Origin of the sequence: Streptomyces sp. NPDC051172 (assembly GCF_040682555.1) — a bacterium.
Taxonomy (GTDB): domain Bacteria; phylum Actinomycetota; class Actinomycetes; order Streptomycetales; family Streptomycetaceae; genus Streptomyces.
This window is the reverse complement of the sequence record NZ_JBFBBE010000032.1, coordinates 1-13,475: the sequence shown is the minus strand read 5'-3', so window position 1 is coordinate 13,475 and position 13,475 is coordinate 1. Positions and strand designations below refer to the sequence as shown.

The window sequence follows — 13,475 nt, the reverse complement described above, 5'->3', positions numbered from 1 at the left end:
TCCGCTCTGACCTGAGGCGACGGATGGCAGTCCACTCTGAGACCGCACGTCGCACGGCCAACCGGTACGGGTAGTTTGAGGCGACCGATAGGACTTCAGGAGGGTTGGCCGTGGTTGCTGATCTGTCGCAGATCGTGAAGGCGTACGACGTACGCGGGGTGGTCCCGGACCAGTGGGACGAGTCGCTGGCCGAGCTCTTCGGCACGGCCTTCGTCCAGGTGACCGGGGCGGACGCGATCGTGATCGGCCACGACATGCGGCCGTCTTCCCCGGGCCTGTCGCGTGCCTTCGCGCGCGGCGCGGCCGCACAGGGCGTCGACGTGACCGAGATCGGCCTGTGCTCGACCGACCAGCTGTACTACGCCTCGGGCGCCCTGAACCTGCCGGGCGCGATGTTCACGGCCTCGCACAACCCGGCGCAGTACAACGGCATCAAGCTGTGCCGCGCGGGCGCGGCGCCGGTGGGCCAGGACACGGGCCTGTCCCGGATCCGTGAACTGGCCGAGCAGTGGAGCGAGTCGGGCGCCCCCGAGCCGGTCGCCGAGCCGGGAACCGTCACCTCGCGCGACACGTTGTCGGACTACGCGGCCCACCTGCGCTCCCTCGTGGACCTGACCTCCATCCGCCCGCTGAAGGTCGTCGTCGACGCGGGCAACGGCATGGGCGGCCACACCGTCCCCACGGTCTTCGCCGGCCTGCCCCTGACCGTCGTACCCATGTACTTCGAACTCGACGGCACGTTCCCGAACCACGAGGCGAACCCGCTGGACCCGGCGAACCTCGTCGACCTGCAGCAGCGCGTACGCGAGGAGTCCGCCGACCTGGGCATCGCCTTCGACGGCGACGCGGACCGCTGCTTCGTCGTCGACGAGCACGGCGACCCGGTCTCGCCGTCCGCCATCACGGCCCTGGTGGCCGCGCGCGAGCTGGCCAGGAACGGCGGCAAGGGCGTGATCATCCACAACCTGATCACGTCCTGGTCGGTCCCCGAGGTGGTGCGCGAACACGGCGGCACCCCGGCGCGCACCCGAGTCGGCCACTCCTTCATCAAGGCCGAGATGGCGAACACCGGCGCGATCTTCGGCGGCGAACACTCGGCGCACTACTACTTCAAGGACTTCTGGAACGCCGACACGGGCATGCTGGCCGCCCTCCACGTCCTCGCCGCCCTCGGCGGCCAGGAGGGCCCGCTCTCCACCCTGACCGCCGAGTACGACCGCTACGTCGGCTCCGGCGAGATCAACTCCACGGTCGTCGACCAGGCCGACCGCCTGGCGGCCATCAAGGTGGCATACGGCGCCCGCGAGGACATCACCCTCGACGAGCTCGACGGCCTGACGGTCACCTCCACCGACTGGTGGTTCAACGTCCGCCCCTCCAACACGGAACCCCTGCTCCGCCTGAACGCGGAGGCAAGGGACGAGGCCACCATGACCAAGATCCGGGACGAGGCCCTCGCCATCATCCGCGCCTGACCACACCGGGCAGGTGCGACCCGCCACCTTGGGCCGGCACGCTTTTTGACGCCGCCCACGAGGGCCGCACCTCTTTGGTGCCGGTCGGCATTTTCAGCCCGTCCGGCGTTTGAGGACGAGGCCGTTCAGGCCGATGGGCGTCCACGGGGCGCAGCCCCCTGGAGGGGTCGACGGGGCAGCGCCCCTGGGGACGGGAAGGGGTGGGGGCGACGGGGGCGACGCCCTCCCACAGCCACCCGATCCGACCCCGGCCCAACCCCGGCGCCCCGCCCCCCACGGCGGTACGCTGACCAGGCACATCCGCACACGCACACGCGCGCCCCGAAGGGACACACCCATGCCGCTCGAAGCCGGCCTCCTGGAGATCCTCGCCTGCCCGGCCTGCCACGCCCCGCTCAAGGAGCAGGAAGCCAACGAGCAGGAAACCGAGCTGATCTGCACGGGCAAGGACTGCGGCCTGGCCTACCCCGTCCGCGACGGCATCCCCGTCCTGCTCGTCGACGAGGCCCGCCGCCCCGCGTAACGCCGAGCCCGGCCACCCGCGCAAGAAGGCACCCGCACAAGCCACCGCGCAAAGAGGCACCCGCGCAAAGAGGCACCCCGCGCAGAGTGGAACCCGCGCAACAAGCCCCGCCGCGCGTACAACCCGGCGCACACAAAGAACCGCCGGCGATCGGAGGCTGCCGCCCATGCTCGACGAATCGCTGCTCGACACCCCCGAGGCCCTCTCGGAGGCCGACCGCCGCGGCCTGCTCCGCGGCGCCGCCGAGGCAGGCGCCCGCGTCCGCACAGCCGCCCGGCACGCCGCAGAGGCCGGCGTGAACGACCTCAAGCCCGACGGCCGCCCCCGGGCGGTCCTCATCGCGGGCCCCGGCGCCGCAGCGATCTGCGCCGCCGACCTCCTCGGCACGCTCGCCGGTCCCGGCAGCCCCGTCATCCGCCTCGCCCCCACCGGCGTCGCCCCCGCCGCGGGCGCCCTGCGCTGGGAACTCCCGGGCTGGGCAGGGAGCGTCGACCTGCTCCTGATCACCACCCCCGACGGCACCGAACCAGGCCTGTCCCTGCTCGCCGACGCGGCCTACCGCCGCGGCTGCACGGTCGTCGCCGTCGCCCCCGCCCGCACCCCGCTCACCGAGGCGGTGGAAGGCGCCCACGGCCTCTTCGTACCGATGGCGACAGCCCCGTACGAGCAGGACGAACAGGAGATCGCCGCCTCCGCCCCCGGCGTCCTGTGGGCGCTGCTCACCCCCCTCCTCGCCCTCCTCGACCGCACCGGCCTGGTCACCGCCCCGCCGGAGGCCGTCGAGAAGATCGCCGACCGTCTCGACCACATCGCCGAACGCTGCGGCCCCGCCATCGCGACCTACAGCAACCCCGCCAAGACGCTCGCCGCCGAACTCGCCGACGCGTTGCCCGTCGTATGGACCGAGGGCGTCTCGGCAGGCCCCGCGGGACGGCGTTTCGCGGCCGCCCTCGCCGAACTCTCCGGCCGTCCGGCGGTCGTCGCCGAACTCCCCGAGGCGCTCGCCGCACACAGTGCCCTGCTGGCCGGTCCGCTCGCCGCCAGCGCCGACCCGGACGACTTCTTCCGCGACCGCGTGGAGGAAGCGCCCGCCCTGCACGCGCGCGTGGTGCTGCTCCGCGACCGCCCGATCGAAGGCCTCACCGCCGCACCGGCCGCCCGTGACCTGGCTCTCAGCCACGACACGCCGATCAGCGAACTCGAACCGGAACCCGGCGGCGAACTGGAGACCCTCGCCGAGCTGATCGCCATCACGGATTTCGCCGCCGTTTACCTGGCGCTCGCCTCGGGGGCCTGACGTTGACCCGCGCAACCCGCGCTTACTGACCAGCGCCCGCCGAGCGCGGCGTACGTACGGAGACGAAGACACAGCATGGACCGCCTCGACAACACCACCCGCCCCTACGCCTGGGGTTCGACCACCGCGATCCCGCACCTGCTCGGTGTCGAACCGACCGGTGAACCGCAGGCGGAGATGTGGATGGGCGCCCACCCCGGCGCCCCCTCGCGCACCGAACGCGGCACGCTCGTCGAGGTCCTCGACGCGGACCCGGAGAAGGAACTCGGCCCGGCGGCCGTCGCCAGGTTCGGCCCCCGCCTGCCCTTCCTCCTCAAGATCCTCGCCGCCGGTGCCCCGCTCTCCCTCCAGGTGCACCCCAACCTGGCGCAGGCGAAGGAGGGTTACGAGGACGAGGAGCGCCGGAACATCCCGGTCGACGCCCCGCACCGCAACTACAAGGACGCCAACCACAAGCCCGAACTGATCTGCGCGCTCACCGAGTTCGACGGCCTGTGCGGCTTCCGCGACCCGCTCCGGGCGGCCGCCCTCCTCGACGGCCTCGGGGTCGACTCCCTCAAGCCGTACGTCGACCTGCTGCACGCCCACCCCGAGGACGCCGCCCTGCGCGAGGTCCTCACGGCGATCCTCACCGCCGACCCCGAGGAGATGCACCACACGGTCGCCGAAGCCGCGGCCGCCTGCACCCGCCTCGGCGGCGACTACGCGCCCTACGCCGACATCGCGCACCACTACCCGGGCGACCCGGGCGTCATCGCCGCGATGCTCCTCAACCACGTACGTCTGCAGCCCGGCGAGGCCCTGTTCCTCGGCGCGGGCATCCCGCACGCGTACCTCAACGGTCTAGGCGTCGAGATCATGGCCAACTCGGACAACGTCCTGCGTTGCGGCCTGACCCCCAAACACGTCGACGTCCCCGAACTCCTGCGCATCGTCCGCTTCGAGGCGAGCGACCCGGGCGTACTGCGCCCCGAGGCGTCCCCGGACGGCGAGGAGGTCTACGAGACCCCGATCGACGAGTTCCGGCTCTCGCGCCACGTCCTCCCCGAGGGCGGCGCCGCCCACGACCTCACCCGCGCCACCCCCCAGATCCTGCTCTGCACGGCCGGATTCGTGCAGGCGGGTGACCACGAACTGCGCCCCGGCCAGTCGGTCTTCGTCCCGGCAGGCGAGAAGGCCGAAGTGTCGGGAGCGGGTACGGTCTTCCGGGCCACTGTGATCGTATGACCGGGGTTGTGGATACCTGACGCGCCGTCGTCGGGCAGGGCTGCAAGAATGGCCCACCGGCAAAGGACGGGCAAAGCCGCGACGAGGCGGGGCCCCGGGCGGCGTACGTACGAAGGCGAAGGGACAACGCGGACACATGAGCGCGTCAGGCGGCACCAGGGCGATCGTGGCGGCACTCGGCGCCAACCTCGCGATCGCGGCATCGAAGTTCGTGGCGTTCGCGTTCAGCGGTTCCTCGTCGATGCTCGCCGAGGGCGTCCACTCGCTCGCCGACTCGGGCAACCAGTTCCTGCTGCTGATCGGCGGCAAGAAGGCCCAGCGCGAGGCGACCCCGCAACACCCCTTCGGCTACGGCCGCGAGCGGTACATCTACGCCTTCCTCGTCTCCATCGTCCTCTTCTCGGTCGGCGGCATGTTCGCCATCTACGAGGGCTACGAGAAGATCCGCCACCCGCACGAGGTGGAGCACTGGTACTGGCCGGTGGGCGTCCTCGTCTTCGCGATCATCGCCGAGGGCTACTCCTTCAAGACGGCCATCAAGGAGTCCAACGAACTGCGCGGCAAGCTGTCCTGGTCGCAGTTCATCCGCCGCGCCAAAGCACCCGAGCTGCCCGTCGTCCTCCTGGAGGACTTCGGCGCGCTCATCGGTCTCGTCCTCGCACTCGGCGGTGTCGGCCTCGCACTGCTCACCGGCGACGGCGTCTGGGACGGCATCGGCACGGTCTGCATCGGCATCCTGCTCGTCCTGATCGCCCTCGTCCTCGCCGCCGAGACCAAGTCCCTGCTCCTCGGCGAGGCCGCCGGCGTCGACGAGGTCAAGCAGATCGAGGCGGCCATCGTCGACGGCGACACGGTCACCGGCATCATCCACATGCGCACGCTCCACCTCGGCCCCGAGGAACTGCTGATCGCCGCCAAGATCGCCGTCCAGCACGACGACACGGCCGCGGAGGTCGCCTCCGCCATCAACGCCGCCGAGGCCCGCATCCGCGCCGCCGTCCCCATCGCCCGCGTCATCTACCTCGAACCGGACATCTACAGCGAGGCCGAGGCCACCAGGGGCCCCGACCGCGAGGCCACGCCCGGCGGACCGGCGCCGCACCCCGCCGGCCACTGACACCACTTCGCCGCACGACCAAGGGGGCCGCCGAACGCTCGGCGGGCCCCCTCGCCATACGTGCACGCCCACGGCGGAGGCGGGGGCACCGACACGCTTCCGTACGGCCGTCGCCGCGATCCCCAGCCCGAGCCCGGAGCGCCATCAGGCCACCCACCGGCGCGGCCACCACGACAGGGCCGCCCCGATGTAGTCGTCCGTCACGCGGCCCTGGACCGCGCCCACCGGGACCGTGCGCCACAACCACCAGCACGACACCCAACGGCCCCAGCGTCCCCGTCCAGATCGCGAGCTTCCGCGTCCTGCTCATCGCCACTCCCTCCCCACACGGAACTTCGCGCCGCGCAGGGGGTAGCCGCCCGCTGTGAACCGGCTGTGCGGGCCCCTGCCCCGACGGACGCGGGCCCTGAACCGGCTAACGGATCTCGCTCAGCACACCGAGGACCGCCCGCTCGTCCCCGGCCGCCGTCAGCCGTTCCCGGAACCCGGCGTCCATCAACTTCCGCGACAGCAACGTCAGAATCCGCAGATGCTCATCACCCGCGGCCGCCTCCGGTACGGCGATCATGAACACCAGCCGCGCCTTCGTACCGTCCATGGAGCCCCACTCGACGCCCTCGTCGGAGCGGGCGAAACCGACCACCGGGGCCGTCACCGCGTCCGTCTTGGCATGCGGAATCGCGATCTCCTCGCCGAGCCCGGTGGTGCCCTGCTCCTCACGCCGCAGCGCCGTCCGCACGAGCTCGTCGAGGTCCGCCACCTCACCGCTCCGGGCCAGCAGACCCGCCATCTCCCGGATGGCGGCCGCCTTCTCGCGTGCGTCGAGGCGTACCTTCACGGTCCGCTCGGTGAGGTAGCCGGACAGGACGTCGCCACCGGCGCCGGCAGGGTCCACCTCCGCCGAGCAGCCCGCACCGCCCGAGCCGGAGCTGAACGGCGCCGATCCACGCTCGACCCGCGCCGCAGCGAGGCCATGCTCACCCGACCCTGACGACACACCAGCGCCGACCGGAATCAGCACCGGCTCGGCATCCTCCACCCCCACACCGACCACCGGCGCACCTCTCCGCCTGCGCTCAGCGATGTCGATCAGCGTCACCGTGGTCAGCGCCGTGACCACCGTGCCGATCACCGCCGCCACGAAGAACATCGGTACGCCGCTCACCGCGCCCAGCACCGCCACGATCGGCCCACCGTGCGGCACCGCGTCCTTCACTCCCGCGATCCCGGCGACTGCACCGGCCACCGCGCCGCCGAGCATGTTGGCCGGAATGACCTGCGCGGGCCGCGCCGCCGCGAACGGGATCGCACCCTCCGAGATACCGAAACAGCCCATGAACAGGGACGCGAGCCCGGTCTCCCGCTCCTGCTCGGTGTAGAGCCGCTTCCGTATCAGCGTCGCCACCCCCTGCCCGAGCGGCATGACCGGGATCGCGGCCGCGCACATCCCCATGACCGTCTGGTTGCCGGTCGCGATGAGCCCGGCGCCGAACAGGAACGCCGTCTTGTTCACCGGCCCACCCATGTCGAACGCGATCATGAGCCCCAGAATCGCGCCGAGCAGCACCGCACTCGCGCCCGTCATCCCACTGAGCCAGCTGGTCAGATGCTCGAACACCCACGAGATCGGCTTCCCGATGACGTAGATGAAGAACGTCCCGAGCACCGTCGTCGCCACAATCGGGATCACGATGATCGGCATGATCGGCTGCACGAACTTCGGCACCCGGACCTTCTTGATCCACAGCACCAGATACCCGGCGAGAAACCCGGTCACGATCGCCCCGATGAACCCCGCACCCGCCTTGGAGTCGTACAACGACCCGGTGTTGGCGATCCAGCCACCGATCATCCCTGGCACGAGCGCGGGCCGATCGGCGATGGCGTAGGCGATGTACCCGGACAGGATCGGCACCATCAGGGTGAAGCCGATGACCCCGATGTTGTTCAGGTCCATCCAGAAGGAGCCCTTCGGAATGACCAGACCACCGGAGGGGTCCGTGTGCCCACCGAGCGAGAGCGAGACGGCGATCAGCAACCCGCCGACCACCACGAACGGAATCATGTAACTGACCCCGTTCATCAGCGCCTTGTACGTGACGCTCCGCTCCCTGCCTCCGGCGGCCGTGGGGGACACCGCCTCGCTCGCGGCCTCATGTACCGGTGCCGACCGCACCTGCTCGATCAGCCGCTCGGGGTGGTGAATCCCCTCGGCCACCCCGACCTTGAGAACTCGCTTGCCCGCGAAACGACTCAGATCCACATCCTTGTCCGCGGCGACGATGATGCCGTCCGCGGTTCTGACATCGTTGTCGCTCAGGACGTTTTCAGCCCCGATGGACCCCTGCGTCTCCACCTTCATGTCGATGCCACGGCGCTCGGCAGCCTGCGCGAGCTTCTCCGCAGCCATATACGTGTGTGCGATGCCGGTCGGGCATGCGGTCACCGCGAGCAGCTTCAGCCGCCTCTGCTCGCCGTTGCCGCCGCCCGTGGGGGGAGGGCCGGCCGGATTGGCCACATCGATCTCCTAACGCCTTTGTCGCACGAAACGCCGTCCCGGACGCCCCGCAAGACCGATCAGCGGTTCCCGATCTCCTGGCATCCTGCAACATCCGCAGCCCTGCTCAAAGGTGCGAAAGTCCCTGCTCGACCTGGTCTGCTGCCTCCTGCTCTCCCATTCGTAGGTGTCCTGTCATCGCCCTCTCAACCCTGGCGGCCGACACCCTGCGCACGTCCCGATCGGCGCGATGTGTTCGAAGGCGGACTGGGGCCGCCCGGGCGGCCGGTGTAGCTTGGACCGAGCCAGACGTCGCTGCTGATGGCGGTCGGGCGGTCCCACCGCGGACCGACCGAGGGAGAGAGGGCCTCCGACGGACTGCGCTGCGCGTACGCGGGCATGCCTGTGCCCTCTTCGGGCACCCCTGTGTCCCGCCGCCGCGCAGACCAGCCGTACCCAACCCTCGTCCCTACCCCGAGGAGCAGCTCGCAATGACGACTGTCGACAACCGACAGGACTTCAAGGTCGCCGACCTCTCCCTGGCCACCTTCGGCCGTAAGGAGATCACCCTCGCCGAGCACGAGATGCCCGGCCTGATGGCGATCCGCAAGGAGTACGCCGAGACTCAGCCGCTGGCCGGCGCCCGTGTCACCGGCTCCCTGCACATGACCGTGCAGACCGCCGTGCTCATCGAGACCCTGGTCGCCCTGGGCGCGCAGGTCCGCTGGGCCTCGTGCAACATCTTCTCCACCCAGGACCACGCGGCCGCCGCCATTGCCGTCGGCCCGAACGGCACGCCCGAGAACCCGCAGGGCGTCCCGGTCTTCGCCTGGAAGGGCGAGACCCTGGAGGAGTACTGGTGGTGCACGGAGCAGGCGCTGACCTGGCCGGACAGCCCCACCGGCGGCCCCAACATGATCCTCGACGACGGCGGTGACGCCACCCTCCTCGTCCACAAGGGCGTCGAGTACGAGAAGGACGGCAAGGTCCCCTCCGTCGACACCGCCGAGTCCGACGAGCACCGCGTCATCCTCGAACTCCTGCACCGCACCATCACCAACGGCTCGCAGAAGTGGACCCAGCTCGCCTCGGAGATCCGCGGCGTGACCGAGGAGACCACCACCGGCGTCCACCGCCTGTACGAGATGCAGCGCGACGGCGTCCTCCTGTTCCCGGCGATCAACGTCAACGACGCCGTCACCAAGTCGAAGTTCGACAACAAGTACGGCTGCCGCCACTCCCTGATCGACGGCATCAACCGCGCCACCGACGTCCTCATCGGCGGCAAGACCGCGGTCGTCTGCGGCTACGGCGACGTGGGCAAGGGCTGCGCGGAGTCCCTGCGCGGACAGGGCGCCCGCGTCATCGTCACCGAGATCGACCCGATCTGCGCCCTCCAGGCGGCGATGGACGGCTACCAGGTCACGACCCTCGACGAGGTCATCGACAAGGCCGACATCTTCGTCACGACGACCGGTAACAAGGACATCATCATGGCCTCGGACATGGCCAAGATGAAGCACCAGGCGATCGTCGGCAACATCGGTCACTTCGACAACGAGATCGACATGGCCGGCCTCGCCAAGATCCCGGGCATCGTCAAGGACGAGGTCAAGCCGCAGGTCCACACCTGGACCTTCCCCGACGGCAAGGTGATCATCGTCCTGTCCGAGGGCCGTCTGCTGAACCTGGGCAACGCCACCGGCCACCCGTCGTTCGTGATGTCCAACTCCTTCGCGGACCAGACCCTGGCCCAGATCGAGCTGTTCACCAAGCCCGACGAGTACCCGACCGGCGTGTACACGCTGCCCAAGCACCTCGACGAGAAGGTCGCCCGTCTCCACCTGGACTCGCTCGGCGTGAAGCTGACCACGCTCCGCCCCGAGCAGGCCGCGTACATCGGCGTCCAGGTCGAGGGCCCGTACAAGTCGGACCACTACCGCTACTGAGCGGCTCGGCGCAGCCGATGGTGAGCGCGTCGGTGCGCTGACGCGCTCACCAGCAACAGTTCCTCCGAGGCAGGCCCCCGCACCCCCGTGTCGGGGGCCTGCCCCTTTGGCTCTGCGGCCCGTCGGCCGGATCAGCCCGTCAAGACCCAGGACCCCCATGCCCCGCGGCCGTTATTCGCTCCACGATCCGCACGATCACACCCCCCTCGCAGAAGAGCACTTCCACTGCGCCCCCGGACCTTCCGGCTGGCGCTACGTCTCACAACTCACCACCCCCGCGGGCGATCACCGGGGCTCTGTCGACCTCGCCCTCGACGACTTGGGCCGCCCCATCCGCCTTGAGCTGCATGCCGCGGGCTGGCAGGTCCGCGGTGCCGCCCTCGACGGTGTCACCTGGGTCAGGACGGACCCCACCGGAGCCCATGCCACCGAAGGCAACGTCCGCGCCCACGCCTTCACCGGCACATCCCCCGCGTTCCTCATCGCCACCACCCGTCTCCTGCGCCTCACCCCCTCCGCCACAGCAACTCGCGTACGCCTCGTAGCCTTCACCGACCCCGTCCTCGCCCCGCGCACCGTGGACCAGTCCTGGGCCTTGGTGAACAGAGAAACACACGCCACTGACAACGCCCCTCTGACCGTGGACGAATACCAGGTCACAGCCCTGGACACGGGCGAGCAGCACGCCGTACACATCGCCGGCGACGTCGTGCTCGCCGCGCCCGGCATCGAGCTCGAAGACCTCGAATCGCCGCCGTCCCCAATCACCTGAGCGAGACGTTCGCCGAAGCGGTGTGAGGGAACGCACGGACGTAGCTGCCTGGGCCAGGTAGCCCGTACGGCGGCTGCGAAGGGCCTACGCCGGCGGTACGAATCCGGTGGACTCGGTGGTTCCGCCCGCTGGCCGGTCGCTCGACGTTGCATCCTGTTGGGCGGTCTGCACGGTCTCCTGCGCCGGGGCCTCCTGCGTCGGCGCCTCAGCTTGCCGTCCGGGCGCAGCCGTCTGCGCCCCAAGGGCAGCCGACGGAGCCACCACCCAAGGGAATCCGGCAGGGGGTTCGTAGGAGCCCGGCGCACCAGCCGGGTGCACGGCACCCACAGGCCGCCCACTCGCAGCCGGGCCCCCGGCCGCAGAACCGTTCGCAAAGGCCCGTCGCGCCTCCCGGGCCTGCCGCTCCTGCATCACAGCCGCCAGATACGCCGTCGGCGGAACACCCTGGGGAACCGGCGTGCCCGTACGCGCAGAGAGGTCCGAGGCGAGCCGCTCCGCCATCGCCCAGCCGACCCGCGGATCCAGCTGCTGCATCCGCGACAGATACTGACGGACGGCGAGCCACAACCCGTCGGGAACCGCAGACAGATCAAGTCCCGAGAACCTCCCGGCCAGCCAGGGCGGTGGCGGAGGCAGGAAACCCGTCCGCATCACAGGCACCCTTTCCCGAACGACGAGAGTCCCGGCGAATACGTCGCCGAGCCGTCGCCCCCGAGCCGACACAAGGGATGCGATGCAGGCGACGACCCCGAACGTCATCAGGATCTCGACCACACCGATCCCGCCCCGAACCAGCGCATGCCGGAACCGGATCGGCCCCCCGTCGTCCCGCACCACCCGCAGCCCGCACGCCAACTTTCCGAGCGACCGCCCACGGCTGAGCGTCTCCACCGCGATCGGCCCGCCCACCAGCAGCAGAACAGAGGTCGCGATCGACACCGCGATCTGCGCCGCGTCATCCAGCGAAGCCGTGGCAGCGATCAGAGCGATGGTCACGACCACATAGACGAGCATGGCCACGGTCAGATCGAGCAGCACTGCAAGCGCCCTGCTGGGCAACCTCGCGGGGCGCAACTCCAGCGCCACCGCCTCGCCCGTCACAAGCTCACTCACGCCCGTAGTCCTTCCCCTGGCCTGCCCCGTGAACGGCCAGTCTGCCAAGCTGAGGGCGCATCGCGCCGCAGTACGAAAAGCTGACCCCACGACGAGCCGCCGACGAACAGCCGAGGAGCAGGCAAACCGATGGACCTCGACGTCTTCGTCACCGCCCACCGAGCCGAATGGGATCGCCTCGACGCCCTCCTCAGGCGTCAACGCCGTCTCACCGGCGCCGAGGCCGACGAACTCGTCGTGCTCTACCAGCGCACGGCCACGCACCTCTCTCTGATCCAGTCCAGCGCCCCTGACCCCCAGCTGACCGGACGCCTCAGCCAGCTCGTGGCACGCGCGCGTAGCGCAGTCACAGGCACCCGCCGCGCCTCCTGGCGAGACGTCACCCGCTTCCTGACGCAGGGGTTCCCTGCTGCGGTCTACAGATCGCGCCGTTGGTGGGTCCCCACGGCGCTTCTGTCCACCGTCGTCGCCATCCTCCTGGGCTGGTGGATAGGCACCCACCCCGAGGTGCAGGCCACGATTGCGGCCCCCAGCGAGCTGCGTGAACTCACCCGCCCAGGGGGGCAGTACGAGACGTACTACTCGAGCCACCCTGCGGCGTCCTTCGCCGCCCAGGTCTGGACGAACAACGCCTGGGCCGCCGCCCAGTGCCTGATCCTGGGCATCTTCCTCGGCTTGCCCGTCCTCTGGATTCTCCTCCAGAACATGATCAACCTCGGGGTCGGCTTCGGGCTGATGTCCTCGGCCGGCCGACTCGACACCTTCCTCGGTCTGGTCCTCCCACACGGCCTGCTCGAACTGACCGCTGTCTTCGTGGCCGCCGGAACCGGCCTCCGGCTCGGTTGGACTCTCATAGACCCGGGCCCCCGCTCCCGCCGCACGGCCCTCGCAGAGGAGGGCCGTGCCGCCGTGGGCATGGCGATCGGTCTCGAGCTCGTCCTCTTCGTCTCAGGCGCCATCGAAGGCTTCGTCACCCCCTCCGGCCTGCCCACGTGGGCTCGAATAGGCATCGGGGTCGCTGTAGAACTTGCCTTCCTCGTCTACGTCTTCGTCCTGGGCGGCCGAGCGGCCCGTGCCGGGGAGACGGGTGACGTCGAGACAGCGGAGCGCAGCGCCACGGTGCCGACGGCCGCCTGATGTGCGGCCGCGCCTCCCAACCTGTTAGTCTCTCCTTCGCCCCACAGGAGCCGTTGACACGGACCAAGTGGGGAGGTAGATTCGAACAGTTGCCTGGAACTGGATCTAGTCCGGTCGGCAGCGGTGAGTATCTGTCTGCTTCTCGGAAACATCGATTTCGAAGAAGCCACTCCCGATGAATCGGAAATGAGCGGCCGGTCAGTCCGGCTCGAAACTTCTGATAAAGTCGGAACCGCCGGAAAGGGAAACGCGAAAGCGGGAACCTGGAAAGCACCGAGGAAATCGGATCGGGAAACGGTCTGATAGAGTCGGAAACGCAAGACCGAAGGGAAGCGCCCGGAGGAAAGCCCGAGAGGGTGAGTACAAAG

The 13,475-nt window shown here is 69.9% G+C and carries 10 protein-coding genes; 8 read left to right on the top strand and 2 right to left on the bottom strand.

Going from position 1 to position 13,475, the window contains the following annotated elements; translation table 11 throughout:
- Positions 1-110: 110 nt before the first annotated feature.
- From AB0N07_RS20735 to AB0N07_RS20715, 5 genes are all read left to right on the top strand, one after another.
- Positions 111-1,475: a phosphomannomutase/phosphoglucomutase gene (locus AB0N07_RS20735; protein WP_365837018.1), complete on the top strand. Its 1,365-nt coding sequence runs from the start codon at positions 111-113 to the stop codon at positions 1,473-1,475.
- Between the two features lie 337 nt (positions 1,476-1,812).
- A complete protein-coding gene (locus AB0N07_RS20730) occupies positions 1,813-1,998 on the top strand; it encodes a Trm112 family protein (protein WP_365837016.1) in 186 nt (61 codons plus the stop codon).
- Between the two features lie 166 nt (positions 1,999-2,164).
- Positions 2,165-3,295 (top strand): SIS domain-containing protein, encoded by a 1,131-nt coding sequence (locus AB0N07_RS20725; RefSeq protein WP_365837012.1) that lies wholly within the window; start codon positions 2,165-2,167, stop codon positions 3,293-3,295.
- Positions 3,296-3,370: 75 nt separating this feature from the next.
- Entirely contained in the window at positions 3,371-4,522 is a 1,152-nt protein-coding gene (gene manA / locus AB0N07_RS20720) for a mannose-6-phosphate isomerase, class I (protein WP_365837010.1), read from the top strand.
- A 136-nt stretch (positions 4,523-4,658) separates the two neighbouring features.
- Positions 4,659-5,639 (top strand): cation diffusion facilitator family transporter, encoded by a 981-nt coding sequence (locus AB0N07_RS20715; protein WP_365837008.1) that lies wholly within the window; start codon positions 4,659-4,661, stop codon positions 5,637-5,639.
- A gap of 415 nt (positions 5,640-6,054) precedes the next feature.
- On the opposite strand, the gene AB0N07_RS20710 is transcribed toward AB0N07_RS20715, so the two are convergent.
- Positions 6,055-8,157: a fructose-specific PTS transporter subunit EIIC gene (locus AB0N07_RS20710; protein WP_365837006.1), complete on the bottom strand. Its 2,103-nt coding sequence runs from the start codon at positions 8,155-8,157 to the stop codon at positions 6,055-6,057.
- Positions 8,158-8,627: 470 nt separating this feature from the next.
- On the opposite strand from AB0N07_RS20710, the gene ahcY reads away from it, so the two are divergent.
- On the top strand, positions 8,628-10,085 hold the full coding sequence (gene ahcY, locus AB0N07_RS20705) for an adenosylhomocysteinase (RefSeq protein ID WP_365837004.1): 1,458 nt from the start codon (positions 8,628-8,630) through the stop codon (positions 10,083-10,085).
- Positions 10,086-10,242: 157 nt separating this feature from the next.
- A complete protein-coding gene (locus tag AB0N07_RS20700) occupies positions 10,243-10,857 on the top strand; it encodes a hypothetical protein (protein ID WP_365837002.1) in 615 nt (204 codons plus the stop codon).
- Between the two features lie 84 nt (positions 10,858-10,941).
- On the opposite strand, the gene AB0N07_RS20695 is transcribed toward AB0N07_RS20700, so the two are convergent.
- Positions 10,942-11,970, bottom strand: a complete 1,029-nt coding sequence (locus AB0N07_RS20695) for an RDD family protein (protein WP_365837000.1) — start codon at positions 11,968-11,970, stop codon at positions 10,942-10,944.
- Between the two features lie 129 nt (positions 11,971-12,099).
- Here AB0N07_RS20695 and AB0N07_RS20690 point away from each other — a divergent pair, with 129 nt between their 5' ends.
- Positions 12,100-13,107: a stage II sporulation protein M gene (locus AB0N07_RS20690; RefSeq protein ID WP_365836998.1), complete on the top strand. Its 1,008-nt coding sequence runs from the start codon at positions 12,100-12,102 to the stop codon at positions 13,105-13,107.
- The last annotated feature ends 368 nt before the right edge of the window (positions 13,108-13,475 follow it).